14 protein-coding genes are annotated in these 19,703 nt (G+C 50.2%); 9 read left to right on the top strand and 5 right to left on the bottom strand.

The window, feature by feature from the left end:
• Positions 1-5 precede the first annotated feature (5 nt).
• The 8 genes from FHW36_RS15360 to FHW36_RS15390 all read left to right on the top strand — a co-directional run bounded on the left by FHW36_RS15360 (position 6) and on the right by FHW36_RS15390 (position 7,779).
• Complete coding sequence (locus FHW36_RS15360; RefSeq protein ID WP_145670449.1) at positions 6-1,175, top strand: sialidase family protein; 1,170 nt, start codon at positions 6-8, stop codon at positions 1,173-1,175.
• Positions 1,176-1,184: 9 nt separating this feature from the next.
• A complete protein-coding gene (locus FHW36_RS15365; RefSeq protein WP_145670450.1) occupies positions 1,185-2,102 on the top strand; it encodes a dihydrodipicolinate synthase family protein in 918 nt (305 codons plus the stop codon).
• Between the two features lie 33 nt (positions 2,103-2,135).
• The gene (locus FHW36_RS15370) at positions 2,136-3,227 is read left to right on the top strand and encodes a kelch repeat-containing protein (protein ID WP_246121162.1); all 1,092 of its coding nucleotides are present in this window, start codon (positions 2,136-2,138) and stop codon (positions 3,225-3,227) included.
• 26 nt (positions 3,228-3,253) lie between these two features.
• On the top strand, positions 3,254-4,477 hold the full coding sequence (locus FHW36_RS15375; protein ID WP_145670452.1) for an MFS transporter: 1,224 nt from the start codon (positions 3,254-3,256) through the stop codon (positions 4,475-4,477).
• Positions 4,478-4,672: 195 nt separating this feature from the next.
• Complete coding sequence (locus tag FHW36_RS30550) at positions 4,673-4,822, top strand: hypothetical protein (protein WP_186452468.1); 150 nt, start codon at positions 4,673-4,675, stop codon at positions 4,820-4,822.
• Between the two features lie 147 nt (positions 4,823-4,969).
• Positions 4,970-5,812: a COG1470 family protein gene (locus tag FHW36_RS15380; RefSeq protein WP_145670453.1), complete on the top strand. Its 843-nt coding sequence runs from the start codon at positions 4,970-4,972 to the stop codon at positions 5,810-5,812.
• Positions 5,813-5,818: 6 nt separating this feature from the next.
• Complete coding sequence (locus FHW36_RS15385; protein WP_145670454.1) at positions 5,819-6,796, top strand: ABC transporter ATP-binding protein; 978 nt, start codon at positions 5,819-5,821, stop codon at positions 6,794-6,796.
• The gene (locus FHW36_RS15390) at positions 6,781-7,779 is read left to right on the top strand and encodes an ABC transporter permease (RefSeq protein ID WP_246121163.1); all 999 of its coding nucleotides are present in this window, start codon (positions 6,781-6,783) and stop codon (positions 7,777-7,779) included. The genes FHW36_RS15385 and FHW36_RS15390 overlap by 16 nt, the downstream gene beginning before the upstream one ends.
• Before the next feature lie 72 nt (positions 7,780-7,851).
• Here the strand turns inward: FHW36_RS15390 and FHW36_RS15395 are convergent, their stop codons facing one another.
• Entirely contained in the window at positions 7,852-9,492 is a 1,641-nt protein-coding gene (locus FHW36_RS15395; protein ID WP_145670455.1) for an FAD-dependent oxidoreductase, read from the bottom strand.
• Positions 9,493-9,697: 205 nt separating this feature from the next.
• Between FHW36_RS15395 and FHW36_RS15400 the strand changes: the two genes are divergently transcribed.
• Positions 9,698-11,038 carry a hypothetical protein gene (locus tag FHW36_RS15400; protein WP_222429089.1) on the top strand — a complete coding sequence of 447 codons (1,341 nt, stop codon included), beginning with the start codon at positions 9,698-9,700 and terminating at the stop codon, positions 11,036-11,038.
• A 4-nt stretch (positions 11,039-11,042) separates the two neighbouring features.
• On the opposite strand, the gene FHW36_RS15405 is transcribed toward FHW36_RS15400, so the two are convergent.
• The 4 genes from FHW36_RS15405 to FHW36_RS15420 all read right to left on the bottom strand — a co-directional run bounded on the left by FHW36_RS15405 (position 11,043) and on the right by FHW36_RS15420 (position 19,696).
• Positions 11,043-12,842, bottom strand: coding sequence for a glycoside hydrolase family 88/105 protein (locus FHW36_RS15405; protein WP_145670457.1), 1,800 nt, complete (start codon positions 12,840-12,842; stop codon positions 11,043-11,045).
• Between the two features lie 105 nt (positions 12,843-12,947).
• Positions 12,948-14,834, bottom strand: a complete 1,887-nt coding sequence (locus FHW36_RS15410) for a RagB/SusD family nutrient uptake outer membrane protein (protein WP_145670458.1) — start codon at positions 14,832-14,834, stop codon at positions 12,948-12,950.
• 29 nt (positions 14,835-14,863) lie between these two features.
• Positions 14,864-18,040, bottom strand: a complete 3,177-nt coding sequence (locus FHW36_RS15415; RefSeq protein ID WP_145670459.1) for a SusC/RagA family TonB-linked outer membrane protein — start codon at positions 18,038-18,040, stop codon at positions 14,864-14,866.
• 57 nt (positions 18,041-18,097) lie between these two features.
• Positions 18,098-19,696, bottom strand: a complete 1,599-nt coding sequence (locus FHW36_RS15420; protein ID WP_145670460.1) for a right-handed parallel beta-helix repeat-containing protein — start codon at positions 19,694-19,696, stop codon at positions 18,098-18,100.
• Between the last annotated feature and the right edge of the window lie 7 nt (positions 19,697-19,703).

The following is a 19,703-nucleotide window of genomic DNA, read 5'->3' on the forward strand; positions in this document are numbered from 1 at the left end:
ACAAGATGAAAATAATAAAGATCAGGTGTTGCCTTTTGATGATCGCCGCCATTGCTGTGGCAGGCGGCTGCCGCACTACCCGCACCGCTGCGGATCATATCATTCGTGAATCACACGTTGTATTTGAGCCGGATAGCCAATACGCATCCATGAGGATTCCTGCCCTTGTACTGACGCCAAAACAAACCCTCCTGGCCTTTTGCGAGGCGAGGATAGGAACTGCCAGCGATTGGGCGAATATGAACCTGGTGATGCGCCGCAGTACCGATGGAGGAAAGACCTGGAGTCAGATCCATATACTCGATTCCTGCCGTAAGGGACCTGCAGGAAATCCCACGCCTATTGTCGACGACAAGGGCGTAGTACACCTGCTATACCAGAAAGATTATAAAGAAGCATGGTATATCCGGTCGGAAGATGACGGGAAAAGCTGGTCGCAGCCGGAAAATATCACCGCGGTATACGATCAGTTTAAGCCGGCATACAACTGGAATGTGCTGGCGCCTGGCCCTGGTCATGGTATACAACTGAGTTCTGGCCGGTTACTGGCGGCTGTTTGGTTGGCCAATTCCCGCAAGCTCACACCCAGGAGAAGCCATGGCCCTTCCTGTGTGGCCACCGTTTACAGTGATGATCACGGGAAAACCTGGCACAACGGCGCTATAGTGGCCGATTCTTCTGCCCGCATGCCCAACCCGAGTGAAAGTCAACCGGTAGAATTATCAGATCACCGGGTGTTGCTGAGTATGCGTAACCCTGCTCCGGTGAAACGCCGTGCATTCAGCGAGAGCAAAGATGGTATCAGCGGCTGGAGCCCGGTGCGATATGAGTCAGCATTGTTTGACCCTACCTGCATGGCCAGTATTGTGAATATAAAGGACTGGCGTCCGGAAGGTAAACCGGCACTGGTTTTTGTTAATCCCGACAGCCGGAATATTGAAAAACAGCCACGCGCCAACCTTACCGCCAGCGTGTCTTTTGATGATGGCAATACATGGAACGTGCACCAGGTACTGGACAGTGGGCCTGCCGGCTACAGCGATATGACTGCCGGTCCGGATGGTACGATTTACTGTCTTTATGAAACAAATACACAACAAAACAAAGGATTCAACTATAGCCTGGTATTAAAGAAATTCAATACGAAGTGGCTGCAGCAAACAAGTAAAAAATAAGTATAACCCATGAGAGTACAAGGATTGATCGCTGCTACGTTCAGCACATTTAATGAAGACGGTTCCCTTAACCTTTCACTGGTACCACGCCTCGTCGATAACCTGGTTAGCCAGGGTATCAAAGGCGTATTTATCTGTGGTACCAATGGAGAAGGCCCGAACCTGACTACCGAAGAACGTATGGCTACCGTTGACGCCTATGTGAAAGCCGTGAACAAACGCTGCCTGGTCATGGTGCATGTAGGACATGCGTCCATTGCGGAGGCGCGCAGACTGGCGGCGCATGCACAGCAGGCAGGCGCAGATGCTATTTCCGCCGTATCGGCGTTTTACTTTAAACCAGGTTCCGCCCGTATCATGGTGGATTGTATGGCGGAAATTGCGGCGGCTGCGCCATTGCTGCCGTTTTATTACTACCATATTCCTGCGATTACGGGCGTAGCGGTGAATCCGCTGGAATTCCTGCAGCTGGGAGAATCGCGCATACCCAACCTGGCCGGTATCAAGTATACGGCTGCTACCCTGCATGAGTACCAGGCCTGCTTAAATTACAAAGACGGTAAGTTCGATATCCTTTTCGGTTATGATGAACTGTTGTTGCCGGCGCTGTCGGTAGGTGCAAAAGGAGCCATTGGCAGTACGTACACCTTTGCGACGCCTTTGTACCTGCGGATCATGGAGCTTTTCAATAATGGCGATATCGTTGCGGCCAGGGAGCTGCAATACCAGGCGGTAAAAATGATTCAATGCCTGGGATGGCATTCACCTATTCCTGCGCAAAAGGCGATTATGAAACTGCTGGGCACAGACCTGGGGCCTTGCCGCCTGCCGTTGCAGGCACTTGATAGCACACAGGTGGAAGAAATTAACAGCTATCTCGGAGAAATTGGGTTTGTTAAAGTGTTGGAAAATGTAACCACGGCATAAGCAGAAAGCATGCACAAATATTTTTTTATAATAATGGCTTTATCTTTTTTGATGCACGAAAACTGTAGCAACCCGGGGGCGGGAGCACCATTGCTCCCGCTACATTGGGACACCCTGCCGCCGATTCCCGATCCTACAGGGTTTGCGGGGTCATTTGCCGGCACATCGAACGGCGCGCTGATAGTGGCCGGCGGTAGCAATTTTCCCAATGGCGGTACACCCTGGAATGGCGGAAAGAAAACCTGGTATGATCATATCTTTATATTGGATAAACCTGGTGGGAAGTGGCAGCTGGCCGGTAAGTTGCCGCGGTCACTGGGGTATGGTGTTTCCGTTTCCGACGGCAAAGGCCTGATCTGTATCGGGGGTAGTAATGCCGATGGACATTATCCCGATGTATTCCGGCTCCGCTGGCAGCATGGAGAGATTGTAACAGATACGCTGCCGGCGCTACCCACACCACTCGCCAATACTTGCGGGGCCATGGCCCAGAATCGTATATACGTTGCCGGTGGACTGCATGTACCTGCTGACCAGGCGGCGGCGAATGATTTTTATATGCTGGATCTTTCTACGTTAGACACGCTTCCCCGCTGGCAGCAATTACCATCCTGGCCTGGCCCGGCGCGCATGCTGGCAGTGGCGGGAACCGACGGACCCGATTTTTACCTGTTTAGCGGTACCGCACTGGAACATGGCAAACGAAGCTACCTGAACGATGCGTATCGTTATCAGCCAGATGCCGGCTGGAAGCGGGTGAGCGACTTGCCCGCACCTGTGGTGGCGGCGCCCACACCCGCCTGGAAAACAGGGGTTCATCAACTCACCATTTTTGGTGGGGATGATGGTAAGCATGCCGACCAGGCAGCCCAGTTGCGGGAACATCATCCCGGTTTTTCTGACGCCATCCTGTCTTATAATACCGTGAGTGATCGCTGGGAATTACAGGGTAGCATGGCAACACAGCATAACGCTGATGCACCTGCTAATCCTAATGGCAGCTACTGGGCGCCGGTTACTACTACGCTGGTCGACTGGAATGGCATGCTGGTATTACCGGGAGGAGAGGTAAGGCCGGGCACCCGGACACCACACGTATTAACAGCCACTAAAATATTACGTTGACATCACTCAACAGACAAGTAAAGGTTATGAAGAACGGTAAGTATTATCCATGGATTGTAGTGGCATTGTTGTGGTTTGTAGCATTGCTGAATTATCTCGACCGGCAGATGCTGGCTACCATGCGGCCGGCCATTCAACAACAGCTACCGGCGCTGGAAAGCGCTACCAACTTCGGGAGGCTGATGGCAATTTTCCTGTGGATCTACGGACTGATGTCGCCGGTGTCGGGCATCATTGCCGACAGGGTCAACCGGAAATACCTCATTGTAGGCAGTTTGTTCGTATGGTCTGCCGTTACTTTGCTGATGGGATATGCTACCAGTTTTAATCAATTGTATTGGCTGCGGGCCATCATGGGCATCAGCGAGGCACTATATATTCCCGCCGGACTATCACTGATTGCCGACTATCACAACACGGGGACACGGTCGCTGGCGGTGGGCATTCATATGACCGGATTATATATGGGGCAGGCTTTGGGAGGCTTTGGGGCTACTATTGCCGCCGCATTTTCCTGGCAGCAAACATTCCACTGGTTTGGCCTGATCGGTATTGCTTATTCGCTGGTGCTGATCCTGTTCCTCCGTGAATGCCGGCCAGTGGCCGATCCTGGAACACCTGACCAAAAAACGCCGTTCTTCCGTGGTATAAAAGGTGTGTTGTCGCTCCTGCCTTTCTGGATTATCTTCCTGTATTTTTCCATCCCCAGCATCCCCGGTTGGGCAATTAAAAACTGGCTGCCCACACTATTCGCCGGATCATTGCAGGTGCCCATGAGTGAAGCAGGACCACTGGCCACTATTTCCACCGCCATTTCTTGTTTTATGGGTGTAATAATAGGTGGCCCATTGTCGGACCGCTGGATACAGCGCAATCTGAAAGGTCGCCTTTATACCAGCGCCATTGGGTTGAGCCTCACCGTGCCGGCGTTACTGTTCCTGGGGCTGGGCAATGCCCCCGTTTTCCTGGTAGCTGCAGCCTTCTGCTTTGGCGTTGGCTTTGGTATGTTCGATGCCAACAATATGCCCATCCTCTGCCAGTTTGTACCTCCCAAGAGCAGGGCCACCGCATATGGGCTCATGAACATGGGAGGTGTATTTTCAGGAGCAGTGATTACCGATTTCCTGGGCCGCTCTACTGATGCGGGACATTTAGGACGCGATTTTGCATTGATATCGCTTGTTATCGTAGCGGCCATTATTATGTTGTTATTATGCCTGACACCCCGGACAGGTGATTGTAAAGAATAGCAACAAAGCGCTGTATTGGCCGGCTATGAATAGTTGTATGGTTTTAACATTATTATAACAATTGAACATTTAACTTTCGCTTATCGCTGTTGTCAGAAAATTTTGGTGTTGAAAAACGTCAATAAAAACACCACGATTTACAGCAAGGTATATTCCTATTTGATCTTGTTTTTAATCAATTCAATTTCATTTAGCATGATGAGCATTTTTAAAAGCAAAAAAACAGTCGCACAAAAGTCAACAGGCACCAAGGCCACGTTTCTTACCAGCACCATTATTCCCGATACGATTAAAGTACAATCGCTGCATGCCTTCCTCTCTCAAAAGGATGGGCCATCTGTTTAGCTAACTTCCCACATCCGATATTCCATAGTGTTGCTTTAGCCGTGGCCAGAGCATCCTGTACATGATATGGCTATTCCCGCAGCATGGGGACAGCTTACGGCATTTTATTTTTCACCAACTGGATATTTTAATTATCAACCTTCAATCATGTCAGTGTTATTTAATTATCTGAGAGTTTTAGTTATTGCTTTTTGTTGTCTTTCTTTCTTTGCATTTATGGCGCCGGCTCATGCCCAGAAGCCCGCTGGTAAAGCGAAATCGGCGTTCACCGTTAGGCTGATCAACATCGCATCTACTGCCAAAGAACCTTTCCGGTACAATGGTAGCCTGTATAACGGTAGCGGTCATACGCAGATTTATGAATTAGTGGCATCTGCTCCGGAGGGCTGGACGGCCTTATTCCGTACAGAAGGCAGCCAGGTAGCCGGGCTGAGAATGGATTCCGGCAGAACGCAGGATATTTCCATCGAAATTGCCGCTGCACCACTGGTGAAGCCGGGGAAATATACCATTCCGGTGGCGGCAGTGACAGCCGGAGATACCCTGCACGTTGACCTGGAAGCGGTGGTTACTGGCAGCTATGGCGTTGAATTAACCACGCCATCGGGGCGGTTGAGCGACGATGTCACAGAGGGCCGCAACAAACAGATTCAATTAACCGTCAAAAATGCCGGCACCCTGCCACTGGAAGGCCTGGAGTTGGCGGCACAAGCGCCTACCATGTGGAGCGCCACTTTTGAACCCGCCAAAATAGACAGGTTGGAGCCGGGAAAAGAACAAAATGTTACAGCAACGCTGCATGTGCCCGATAAAACAATTGCAGGTGACTACGTGACCAATTTCACCGTTAAGAATAACAATGTGAACAGCAACGCCACTTTCCGGATGACGGTGAAAACGTCTCCACTGGCGGGCTGGATAGGCATCCTCGTGATCCTGTTATCGCTCGGAATCGTGTATTACCTGATTCGTAAATATGGAAGGAGATAACGTGTTATGGAAAATCCCATTATTGAACTGCATGGATTAACAAAATACTACGGTACTGTAAAGGCGGTAGACAACCTTTCTCTGAAAATTGGTAAGGGAGAAATATTTGGATTGCTGGGACCTAACGGCGCCGGAAAAACCACCACCATATTGATGATGCTGGGACTGGCAGAACCGTCGGAAGGGCAGGCGATGGTTTGCGGTATTAATGCTACCCGCCACCCGATTGACGTCAGGCGAAAAGTAGGCTACCTGCCGGATAGTGCAGGGTTCTATGATAATATGTCGGCCCTCGATAACCTGATGTACATCGGGCGTCTTAACGGCATCCCGGAAAAGGAAATCGTATCACGTGCCAGGAGCACCATGGAAATGGTAGGACTGGGAGGCGAAATGCACAAAAAGGCGGGGGCCTATTCCCGTGGTATGAAACAGCGGCTTGGTTTGGCTGACCTGCTGATCAGGAAACCGGCAGTGATGATACTGGACGAGCCTACCCTGGGTATAGACCCCAGCGGGATAAGGGATTTCCTCCACCTGATACGGCAGCTCAGCCGGCAGGAAGAATTGACTGTGATCCTGTCATCACATCACCTGCACCAGATGCAGCAAATCTGTGATCGTGTAGGCATATTCGTAGAAGGCCGGTTGCTGGCGGAAGGAAACATGGAAACCTTATCACGCAGCCTGTTTGGGAAGGATTCCTTCGCGGTGGAGATTACCGTCAGGGAACCTTTACCGGCCGCGGAACAACTGGAGCAACAACTGCTGCAACTGAACGGTGTTACCGGCGTCGGGATAGACGCTGCTACCGTAGCGTTGTCGTGCCACACCGATATTACACCCGATATTGTACGGCTCTTTGTACAGAACGGGTTAAATGTAACCGGTGTACATAAAAAAGAATATGGATTGGATGAAATCTATCATCGTTTTTTTGAGAATAATGTTAAAAAAGAAAGCTTTCAATGGCAGGTTCACTAGCTTATTTCAATAATTTTTTATCGAAGCAGCCCGCGCTAAGTTCCTTCGGGGTAATGGTGCGCAAGGAAGTGGGAGACCATATCCGTAGCTGGCGGTTTATTGTAATGCTCCTGCTCATCCTCTTTACGTTTGCAGGAACGATGTATGTATCACTGAGCAACCTGGGGCAGGTGGCGCGTAATTTCAACGATCCCGACCACGATTTTATCTACCTGAAATTGCTGACTACTTCAGATAATTCGTTGCCCACCTTTCATATCTTTATCAGCTTCCTGGGTCCCCTGCTGGGAATAGCGCTGGGTTTCGATGCCATCAACGCAGAGAAGAATAATGGTACATTGGTTCGCCTGCTGGCGCAGCCGGTTTACCGCGATAGCCTCTTGCTGGCGAAATGCTATGCAGCGCTGCTCATCGTAGGGACGCTTTTTTTAAGCCTGGTATTGCTCATGATCGGCGCAGGACTGATCCTTACCGGCGTTCCAATGGAGGCAACAGAACTATACCGTATACTTACTTTTGTGGTGTTGAGTGTGCTATACGTGGGCTTCTGGTTAAGTCTCTCCATTTGCCTGTCTGTTGCTTTCCGGCATGCTGCTACCTCTGCTATTACTGCTATTGGCATATGGTTGTTTTTCACGGTCTTCTACCAGATCATTGTCAATATGATAGTCAGGGCAATACTGCCCGACCCGGCATCATTACAAGCAGAACAGGTAATTGCTTACAACAACCTGCTGTTATCGTTTCTCCGGGTGGCGCCGAGCCAGCTATATACAGATGCAGCCACCACGTTGCTGATGCCATCTGTAAGGAGCCTGGGGCCTTTAACTATGGAGCAGATGGCGGGAGCCATTCCTACTCCTTTACCTTTTAAGGAGAGCCTGATGATCGTATGGCCGCAGGTGACCGGCCTGGTAGCGGCATCTACGGTTTGTTTTGCAGGGGCGTATTATATGTTTATGCGCAGGGAAATCAGGACCTGATAGCAGCACTATCTCCAACGCATTAAAAAAGGTCGACGCCTCCCGGCTGCCGACCTTTTTTACTAATTCTTGTTACGATAGTAAAGCGGTTAAAGGGAGAGGTGTTGCTGCATTTCCCCTCCAGGCCACAAACCCATCCGGCCTTACCAGCAGGGCATCGCCAGGCGCGGTACCGGTGGTTGCCTCCCATTGTGTGATCAAATCACCGGCTAACGGGTACACCTGCACGAAAAGATCATGTTCATCTAATGCCGCTTGCCAGGGGGTGGCATCGCCATGTACAAATAACGTGAATTGTCCCTTTATCAGGTCGAGGGTGGATGCCGTGCGGGCTGCATCCAACCACAGGTGCGGCACCCGCGTACCGGGCAGGCCGTAGAAAACTTTATCTGGTGGAAGGAGGGGACATGCAGAAATTACCTTCACAGGATATTGATAGTCTGGAATACCGATCAGCGTCCTTACATTTTGGGTAACCTCCATACTTTTCTGTGTTTCGCCGGCTGTTTCTTTTGAAGTTTTCAGTAGCCCTGCCGGTTGCCGCAGCATGATTTCCTGGTCTTTTAGTATTCCCTGCTCATCGGCCAGGGTAGCGGAACGGAGGGCGTTAAACAGTCCTATGGGCTGCCTTTCGGCGGTATATGATTCCAGCAGGGTAGGGGTGGCATGTCCTTTTAATACAGCAGCCATCTTCCAGGCGAGGTTTTGCGCATCCTGAATGCCGGTATTGGCGCCTTTGCCGCCATAGGGCGTCATCACATGGGCGGCATCGCCCGCCAGGAAAATGCGGCCGCATTGCATCGTATCGGTCACGCGGACGGTCATCTCCCAGGGCAATACACTGATAATGTGTATGGGGAGTTCCGGCATGCCTAACGCCGCATGCAATAGGTCGAGGAGTCGTGCGGTGGTATAATCGGTTGCTTTTTCGCCTTTATCAGGATAGTAGCGCAATTGGTAGGCCCAGCGATCGCTGTTGTTGATAGCAGAAACAAAACCGGTTAAGCCGGGTGTATCAATGATACAGAGACTGAACTCCCGGTTGCGTACCAGTTCCGCCATATCGGCTTCAAAATAGATATTGAGGAAATGCGCCAGTATACCGGGGCCGGTGGTAGGCAACTGCAATTGCTGCCGGATGGGGCTATTGGCGCCATCGGCTGCTATGAGATAGTCGGCTGTAACGGTAGTGGTGGCGCCGGTTTCCCGGTTGAGCAACACGGCAGTTATCATGTCTTCCTCCTGCGAAAAGGAAATCATCTCGGTATAAAACCGCAGGTCAGCGCCCTGTTCTTCTGCTGCGGCCCGCAGTATGGGTTCTGCCAGGTCTTGCGTACAGCGGGCGCCTGTTTCAGGACTGAGCGCCGCCAGGCTTTCCAGTCCTTTCAATTGACTGGGATAAGTGATCTGGCCATCTTCCCTTGGCTGTATGGGAGCCAGCGCTTCTGCCAGGGTGTTGGCACGCAGTACGCCCCAGGCCGGGCCCAATGCTTTGCCGGCTTCACGTAAACTTTCGCTCAGGCCCAGTTCCCGGAACAATTCCATGGTACGGATATCAAATCCCCGCGCCCTGGGATGGATAGAAGTGCCGCGATGGCGTTCTACCAATAAAGGCCGGATACCCTGTTGCAAAAGAAATAAAGCGGCGGAAAGACCGGTTACCCCACCACCGGCAATCAATACCGGCACATGCTGTTGTGTGGATGTTGTCATGAATAAAATATTTAGGACAAAATTCTTGGTTGAGTGGGACGGACGAGTGCACAAAACGGATAAATAAGTACCATTTTTGAAGTACTTCCCCGGAGGCAGGGGAAATAAATGCAATTTTTTCCGCCGAAAAATAGATATTTGACGCACTAACTGTCAGGCTGGCACCGGACCTGCGATAATCAACCAAACGTCTACGGGGAAAATCATGGATGAAATAAAGGACAGAAGATATATTAAGGAAATTATCAGGGAGTATAATGCACGTTTTGCCTCCTGGGGCCCTTCAGATTCCTGGGACCTGGATCAGTTTAAGACACTCGAAAACATGATATTCGAGCTGACCAACACCATGGTCAGCGCCAATACACTCAAAAGATTCTTTCAGCAACGTACCGGCAACCCGCAGCTGGCCACCAGGGACGTACTATGCCGCTTGTTGGGCTATACAGGGTATATCGATTTCGTGATGAAAAAAACGCAGAAGGAAGAACCCCTGCCTGCATCGACAGATACCGCTGATAGGCCCATTCCTGACATAGTACAAGCTCCGCAAGAAACGCCGGTAACACCGGTGAAGCCCAAAAGCCGGCGGCTCATTTATTTTTTAATAGCCCTGCTGCTGCTCATTGGTGGCGCCTTACTCTACACGCTAAAGATCAGCGATAGCTATACAAAATACCAGCTTTCTAAAATTGAGTTTGCCGCCTCGGATACCAAAGGCATGAACCCACTCACGGTCACCTTCTCCTACGATATCCCTTCTGGACTATTGGATGATATCCAGTTGATTTTTGAAGAACCCAATGGCGACACGCTGAGTAAGAAACTTTCCAAGCCTGTTGGACAGGTAAACGCTACTTATATTTTTGAAGGGGATGGATTCTGCCACCTGCAGTATAAAGGAAAAACATTCAAGACTATCGGGATCGAAATCCGCAAACCAGGTTGGTCGGTGTTTACGAGGAATGAACGAAAAGGTATTTTCAGAACGGCGTCTATACGCCAGGCTTACCATAAAGACGGGTACGTAAGTATGCCGCTCGATAGCGTAGTGCCGGAAGCGCGTCCGAATCATCTTTTCGTGAGTTATATATTTTATAAAGAACAACTGGTAAACGGCGATAATTTTATGCTGGAAGCCAGGGTACGTAATTCCGCCCTGGAAAACGCCATCCCCCGTTCGGATGTAATGCTCTATATCCTGTCGGATAGCGGGCGGCATGGTTTTGCCCTCAATGAAGCCGGCTATGCTTATATCAAATTCATCAGCGGGGAAAAGACCATTATGGGCGATGAATATAACCTGAGTAGCCTCAACTTCAACGCTTCCGAATGGCACGTCATGGGCATCCGGGTAGAAAATAAAAAATCCGCTTTCTACCTGGATGGAAAGCGGATTTGGAATATAGATTATAACAAACCGATAGGCGAGGCCAATGAAATCATATTGCGCTTCAAAGGATGCGGTGCGGTAGATTATGTAAAGCTGAGTAAACTCGATGGTCAGCTCGTTTACGAGCAGGATTTCAATGAACAGCTGCCATAGCCGGTTACCTGGCGTCCATCATTTTCTGTACTTCCATGCCGGCGAAGATAACGGCAAAAGAGCCATGCGTATCGTTGTCGAAGAAAGGACGGTGCATGTAATAGTCTACGTCTGCAGAACACATAGTACCGATACATATTTTATGCACGGTACCATCCTCTTCAATTTCTGATGCCACGGCTTTCCATCCTTTTTCCACAACGGGTGTAAACTTTTTCCGGTCCAGCCATCCCAGGCGAACGCCTCTGGCCATGGCCATGGTAAATATAGCTGTGCCCGAAACTTCCGTGGGAGAGTCGTTGCGGTTAATGACGTTATGCCAGAATCCTTCCGGAGCCTGGTAACGGATCAGCGAGTTGGAAAAAGTTCGATACAGGGCCAGGATGTCTTTATATTTTGGATGATCTTTAGGCAGGGCCATCAACACTTCTGTCATGGCCCAAATGGCCCAGCCGTTGGCCCGCGACCAATAGGGCAACTTCACCTGTGGGCGCTGCGAATAGTTGGCATGCATATAAAGCTGTGCCTCCTTGTCCCATACATGTTTACTGAAGTCGAGTACCTGGCTGGCCGCATCATTGAAGAACGCTTTCTTTTGTGCCGGGTCAGCGGCATACAATCCCGCCTGCACCAGAAACGGAATACCCATAAACATATCATCCACCCATACGGTATATTCTTCCGGCGTAGTGCGGGTGTAGTTGGTATAACCTTCACTCCTGATCTGGCCGGTTTGCGCATAGTTCATCATTTTACCGATGTATGTTTTATAGAGATTTTCATTTTTAAATCCATTCTCTTTGCGAAGCCGATAGATAAGCGGAAGGGAAGGAGCCAGGGTAAAATCAAGCAGGCGGGAATTGATGACCATAGCATTCGCTGAATTGTAGGCCCTGAGCCTATTTACCTGGTAGTTGACAAAGGGCATCCCTTCCATCTGGAAATCGCAGAAGCTGGCCGCCCATTGGTTGTATTTTTTTTCGCCGGTCAATTCGCCCAGTTGTTGCATGGCCCAGGCTACGCCGCCGTTATGGTAGTTCCATTGGTAGGTGGTGCCCCATTCCTTAGCGCCAATCACATCTCCCAGCACTTCAATTTTGGGGATGGTCCAGGTAACGGCAGTTGCCAGGCCCGGATACATAGCGCCAAAGCGAATTTCTTTTTCCGGCGATCTTGCTGTATCAATACCGGGTGCGAAAGGACCAATCACCAGCCAATCAGCCAATTGCGATATACTTTTATCAACATGCTTTACCTCCTTTAACCCAATTTCAGGGTAGGACCTGGAATCAGCCACCACGGCGTCTTTTTCGCTGGGTGGTTGTAGGAATACGCACCATTCTTTACCGGAAGTAGCCGATTTAATTAAAAGATCATTGCTGCCTTTTTTCAAGTGGAGGTTGAATGATCCGGGCATAGTCATGCTGCGTTCATCCCTTTTTATTTCAATATCCTGGTTCCCTTTTTTCTGATATACCAGGCTGCCATTACACCAGATTTTACAAGCGTCGTTGTGCGCTGTTTCCAATGTGATAACGGTATCCCGGGGAAACGTGAGCTGCGTGTACGCATAGGCTACTGCTGCTTTTCCTTTACCAAATGTGCTGCCGAAATCAACAAAGTGCAGGTTGTTGAACGAGGGATTACGCCCCGGTAATATTAATCGGTAAGCGAAGGGCGTTTCCCGGATCAGTTTATCGCCAATCTTTTTTATTTTATCTACCGGTTGCTGCGCCCCGGCGGTCCATGCCAGTAGTAAAACAAATATGCCTGTAGCAGTGCCTCTCCTGATAATCATCTTCATATCTCCATTATTTTTTGCTGTTTGCCAGATCTTCTATACCGGCTGTTCAATGTCATGGGGACACGTGCTGCGTCCCCATGGTAATTTTTATGGCAACATGCCTGGTTAATATCCCTGGTTTTGTACACAATTAACGTTCCGGTCCAGCTCCGTTTGAATGATAGGCAGGGCATACTGGTTATTGGAGCTCCAGCTGATGGCGCCTGCCCGGGTGGTTTCGTATACCTTCGCCTCGTTGGAACCGAGGTTCCATCTTCTCACATTAAACCACCACTTTGCTTCGCCGAATGTTTCTGCCCAGGTTTCATAGTAGAGCGCATTTAACGCCAGTTGGTCCTGGAAGCCGGCATCTGCCCGGTTGGGATGAAGATTGGCTTTGGTGATTCGGGTACCTGATGTTACGGCGGTATAGTCGATCGCCTGGTTGCTGTTGTCTGGTAGGTTCCAGGCCCTGCGATGCACCCTGTTGATGTAGTTCAATGCGTCGGCATCAGTATTATTGCCGCTGATCTTCCAGTAACATTCTGCCAGGTTCAGGTATATTTCCGGCAGGCGGGTAAAGTAAAAGTCAGCGCCGTGCATACGTGGATTCTGGCTGGCCTGCATATCAAATAAATTGAACTTGCGGAGGCTCCAGCCGTGTTTAATGATACTGCTGTTCTGCGCCTGGTTCAACTGGTACTCGGTTTCCGGGCCGCCGCCATAGGGCAGTATAGCCACTTTCGCGGTGTTGTTCATCACAGAATCTACCCAGGGCTGGTAGGCGCATACCCATAAACGCGGATCGGGATCTACGCCATACCGCTTCAGCGTTTTCATGTTGCGGCAGGAGTCGATATAAGACGTGGTTACGGTGCGACCTGGCGTGCCCAGGTCTTTCATCACAGGATAATATTGCTGCGGGAATCCAAACCTGCCCAGGTTCCGGTCGTGCATAAACATATTGCCATAACCGGGTGTAGCACCGCCAGGCACGCCATTGTCGTAGAAAGGCGTAATGAGCAGGCTCACGGCCGATGCGGTAGAACCGCCTGCCATGGCGTTATCACCGGATCTCACAATGCTGATCTGGTGCAGGGCTTCAGTATTATTATTTTCTGTAGCGGAATACTTGGGATTACCATTCCACATATTGTAATAATCATCGAACGGCATTAATGATTTTCCTGCATTTTGAACGATATCCAGGAAAGCATCCCGGGCTTCTGTCCACCGTTCTTCATACATCAGCGCACGACCCAGTAAGGCTTCTGCGGCGTAGTAATCGATACGTCCTTTATCTGCACCCGCCCAGGTTTTTTTGACACCGTTATTCGGATCTGTTAAATGTGCCATAGCTGCTTTCAGATCCGCAATTACATAGTCCCAGCATTGCTTTACCGTGCTGCGGGGACGCATTTCATCCTGACGGTCGCCGATCTTGATATCGGATGTAAAGAGAATCACGCCAGGCGTGGCATTGTTACCATTGCTCTTTACAACTACTTCCTGGGCATATAAATTCATCAGGAAGAAATAGTGCCAGGCCCGCAGGTAATAAGCTTCTCCGAGTTTATATCGCAGCGCCAGGGTGTCGGCGGCCGACAAGCTATTGCCTTTCCTGGTTTTGTAGTTGGGAACGATTTGATCGATAAACGTGCGCGCCTGTTGCACGCCACGGTACAATCCTCTCCAGGGGGCGCCCGAATAGCTGTTGGCGGCGCTGATGCGGAGTACCTGCAATTCGTTCCACTCGCTGGTGCCCAGCCAGGCCAGATCGCCGGTGTGGTCGAGGTTATAGAAGAATCGTCCTAAACCGGAGAACCCGAATAATTCAACACAATGCGTGTTGGCGTAGGGCGAATTCAGGAAGTAATCTACCTGGCCCATATTCTCCGGAAATATATCCGGGTTCAGCACATTGTACGGCTTGGAGTCATCTACAAAATCCCGCGTACATCCAACCAGCCACAGGCTGAGTATAAATAGTAATGTGATACTGTTGCGTTTCATGATGGTAATTTTTTCGTTTAAAGGGACCGTTAGAACTTGAGTTCAATGCCAAATGCATGTAACCTTGTTTTAGGATACACTTCGGCGGAAATGATCCCTTGTGCCAGGGCGGTGGAGTTGGCGCCGGCATAGCCTACTTCCGGATCAACGTTTTTCACTTTGGTGATCACAAATAAGTTTTGTCCGCTGTAATAAATCCTCAGGTTCGACAGGTGGATGCGATCCAGCACATTTTTAGGCAGGTTATAACCAATCTGTAAATTCTGCAGGCGCAGGAAGGAGCCCTTCTCTATATGAAAATCGGAGATCCTTTTATAGTTGCCGTTAGGATCATACTGGAAGGCGCTACCATTTAAATATCCCCACCTGGGCTGGCCGGTTAAACCATTGTCATACATGAAGGAGCTGTTGAATACCTGGGAGGTGGTGTTGAAGTCGTTGTAAATACTCTGGTAGTAGCCATTCACGCCATTGTATACATCATTACCCATTACGCCGTTAAAGAATGCTGCAAGATCAAAATTGCGATAAGTTAATCCAATGTTGAAACCATAGGTCATTTTGGGAAGCGGGTTCCCAATGATGGTGCGGTCCTTGTCGTCGATGGTATTATCACCGTTCAGGTCTTCATACCAGATATCACCGGGACCTGTTCCAGCTGCATAGTAAAATGCTTTACCGGCCGCCTGTGCTTTTGCATTCAGGTCATCGATGGTTTTTTGATCGGGTATTAATCCTTTGGTTTTAAAACCATAGAACTGGGAGATAGGACCGTTTAATTCGGTGCGGGTAACGGAACCTGACCAATATTCCCCGGCGGTACCAGCGCTGATCGGCAGCTTTTCACCCCCGAACGACAGGATCCTGTTGCGGTTGAAAGCGGCGTTAAATCCGATATCAACGCCCAGTTTACCGAATGTTTCGTGGTAGTTGAGGGTTACCTCTAATCCCTTGTTCCGCATCTTACCCAGGTTCATATCCATGGCATAGGTATCTGAAGAAGAGTGGCCGGTGCCCATACCCGAGCTGAGTGGCAGATTGCGCTGATACAGCATGTTTTTGGTATCGCGGATATAATAATCTACGGTGAGGTTCAGGCGGTTTTGAAAAAGGCCGATGTCCAGTCCTATGTTGGAGGTGACCACCGTTTCCCAGCGGATGTTATTATTGGCCACGCGGCCAATTCCCCAGCCGTTTACCGGGCCGGTGCCGGGCAATTCGTTGAACTGTGTTTTGTCGTAGTTGGCGAGCGACGGAATATACGCGTAGCTGCCCACGCCGTCGTTGCCGAGGCTGCCGTAGGTAAGCCGCAGTTTAAGATCGGATAACGCAGGGATCTTGTCTTTGATAAAATTTTCTTCTATCAATCTCCAGCCCAAGGCGGCAGAAGGGAAGGTGCCTGCCCGGTAGGCGGGTGCAAACCGGTCGCTGATATCCTGGCGCAGGTTGGCTTCAAACAGGTATTTATCTTTATAGGAATAATTGATTCTTCCGAAATAACTCAGCATGCGGGTAATGCCGTAGTTGATATCGGTAGAACGGCCGCTGGTATTGGCGGGCACATTGCTCAGATCGGACGACTCCGCAAAACCTACGGGGAATGCGTCAACAATCACCGGAACGGAGTATGCTGAATTTACAGCATAGATAGAACCGGCCAGGTTATCGGTGGAAGTTTGCCGGCCTTCGGTACCCGCCAGTATTTTGAATTCATGGGAACCGATTTTTTTATCGTAGGAAGCCACCAGGTTGCCCAGGTAGGCAATGGATAAAGCGCTTTGTTTTTTCAGGTTATCCTGTGGCTGATTGGATTGACCAGATACATACCATTTGGCTTCAAACTGCCGGGCCATGCTGGTGGTCCAGTCGGCCGCACCGGTAGCGCGGATATGGAGGTCTTTGATGGGTTCATAATCGATATACATATTGCCTTCTGCTTCGAGGGAATTGTACCTTCTGTCGGTGGTATTGACATAAGCTGCCCAGTTGCCTCCGTTGTAATTGCCGGAGGAGGGAAGCCCGCCCCAGGAGCCGTCGTCGTTCTTTGGCCGCATCATGGGTGTAGAGCGGAACGGCAACGCATAGGCATTGGCCTGGGTGCCGGTGATCACGGGTGGGTTTTCGCGGTAAGCGTAAAGATTTAATCTTTCGCCGATCTTCACTTTCTTTCCTACGTTCAGGTCACTGTTGATACGTACGCTATAGCGTTCGGACCAGGAATTATTCACGATACCGTCTGCGCGCCGGTAGCCCGCTGATAGGTAATAGTTCTGCTTTTGATTACCTCCGCTCACGGCCGCGTTGTAGTTTTGTTCTTTCCCGGTGCGGTATAAGTAATCTACCCAATTGGTATTTACCGATTCATCCCAGTTGGCAGCAGCTGGATTGATAGCGCTCCAGGCTTTTTTGTAATCCGGTGTACCTAATAATTTAGGGAAAAAAGTACCATTGCTGAAGCCTTGGCTCAGCGAGATGTCGACCGTTGTTTTTTCATTGCGGGATCCTTTTTTAGTAGTGATGAGGATAACACCACCAGCTGCCCGGGAGCCATAAATGGCGGAAGAAGAGGCGTCCCGAAGGATCTGTATATCTTCAATGTCTCTCGGGTTGATATTAAATCCGGTGTTGCCGATAGCGGGTACGCCATCGATCACATACAGGGGCGACATGCCCCGGATATTGCCCACGCCGCGGATAACCACGGTGCCATTAGCTCTTGGGTCCCCACTGGAGTTGGTGACCTGTACGCCGGCGGCACGGCCCTGGATCAGGGTGGCGATACCGGTAACGGCCATCTTGGAGATGTCTTTGGTTTTTATGGAGGAGACGGCGCCGGTCAGGTTGGCTTTTTTCTGCGTACCATATCCAATCACTACGATATCGTTGAGTTGTTTGGCATCATCGGCGAGCACAATCTCCAATGCGCGTTGCTGGCCCGTTACGGCTACTGTTTTGGTAACGAATCCGATACTGCTGAACGCCAGGGCGGTAGGCGTCTTTTTCAGGGTAAGGGTAAAACGCCCGGTGGTGTCGGTGCTGGTGGCGTTCAACGTTCCCTGTTCAGCTACGGTAACACCCGGCAGTGGCGTGTTTTGCGTGGACACTACCACGCCTCTTATTGTTATGCTCTGCGCCTGCACTTCTTTAGTACCGGCAACAAAAGCCAATAGCAGGCATATCATGCTTAGTAACTGCTGCATTCTCATATAAATTGCATCGTTTTAGTTTTTAGAAATTGGCATAAATGGTAAACAGGTATAGGACTAGTAATCTTTTTCGGCCGCGCCGATGGTGGGTGGTTTAGTACCGGAAACAGGAATGCAGAAGAAGTCTTTACCCCCGTTGCTATTGATGAAAATGCCTGCTTTAACAGCCGGGGAGCCGGGCAACAGTTTATACCCGTTAACGGTATTCATACCGCTACTGCCGGTGCCTGGAGCTGCCAGGAGAGGATTGGCCGCGATGGCGTTGCTGTCGCCCGCTGCTTTGACTCCGGAATAATAAAGATTGTGATCGTACACGATGTTGGCCTGATCGTCGAATTGAAGCGCCGGTGCATAGAAGATATTGTTCCGGAATTCCAGTCCCGGGTGGATACCTGTTCCCCCGGCCCTGTCCATCACGCCCACCAGCGTGTCGTTGTAAAAGGTATTATTATAGATATAGATAGGCACTACTTTACCATTGGGATGACCGTGTAATTCGAAGGTCCTGCCTCCAAAGCCGTTACCATCGTTTTGACTGATATTGTAACGAACAATACCCTGGGTGAAATTAGGCCCGGGATCGCCCATGTGTAAGAAGAATCCGCCTGCATTGTCGTGTGAGTAGTTGTATTGAATAATCGTATAGCCGGGGCTACTCAGATCGATATCAAATGCTTCTGAATCCATCGAGGAATAGGGTACCGGGTTGGTGAGCCGCGTATAGGCTACCTCGTTATATTGGAGGGTCATGTCTTTGCCGCGGCCCCATAAGCCTGCGAGCACAATATTCATATTCACGCCAAGGGTATAGGCGCCGGCATTTAACACACGGTTATGTTCTATCAGCACATTTTTCGCGGTATATACGATAATGCCTTCCAGGGCAGTGTTGTCGATCACATTTTTGCGGATGGTGACATGATTGTTGTAAAAGGTGGTGTCCTTATTGGTGCCATCGCCCAGCAGGATGCCCCGGGAGGAACAACGTTCAAGGTTGTTCCCTTCAATCAGCAGGCTGTCGAAGTAAGCCTGCGCGGCATTGGAGCGGATAAAGATACCTCCCTGCATATGCCGGTTGGTAATAGGCATGCCTTCTATATCGTGTATATGATTGTTTTTAATCGTGATGCCGGGGTAGCTGCCATTGGTGGCCAGGGCTACATAAATGCCGCACAGCGACATATCCGGCGGACGTACTGCCCGCGGGTGGCTGATGTCAAAGTTTTCAAACGTGAGGTACCTGGCATCCTGGATCAGTACGGCCGACAAGGTGGTGTTATTGCCGGTTATCCGTGGTTGCTCGCCCGAACCATAGGCGCTGAAAGTAATTTTTGCATCGGCGGTGCCGGAACTTTTAATCACCAGCGTACCTGTCCAGGCGCCTCCTCTTTTAAAGAGGATGGAGTCGCCGGGCTGAAAGGTGACGGAGTTTACTTTGCTGAGCGTTTTCCAGGCTGTGGCGGGGGACAGACCATTGCTGGTGTCAGACCCGTTGGTATCTACATAATACCGGGTAGTGGTAACTACCGGGCCGGTATGGCCATGAGGCCATCCGGCGCCGATAGCGTGCCATTCTTTGTAACAGGAACTTAGCAATAAAGGTTGCAGGATAAGAAATCCCAGCAGGTAGGGTACGTGCTTTTTTGTTTTTTTCATATGTGGA

Origin of the sequence: Chitinophaga polysaccharea (genome assembly GCF_007829335.1) — a bacterium.
GTDB lineage: Bacteria > Bacteroidota > Bacteroidia > Chitinophagales > Chitinophagaceae > Chitinophaga > Chitinophaga polysaccharea_B.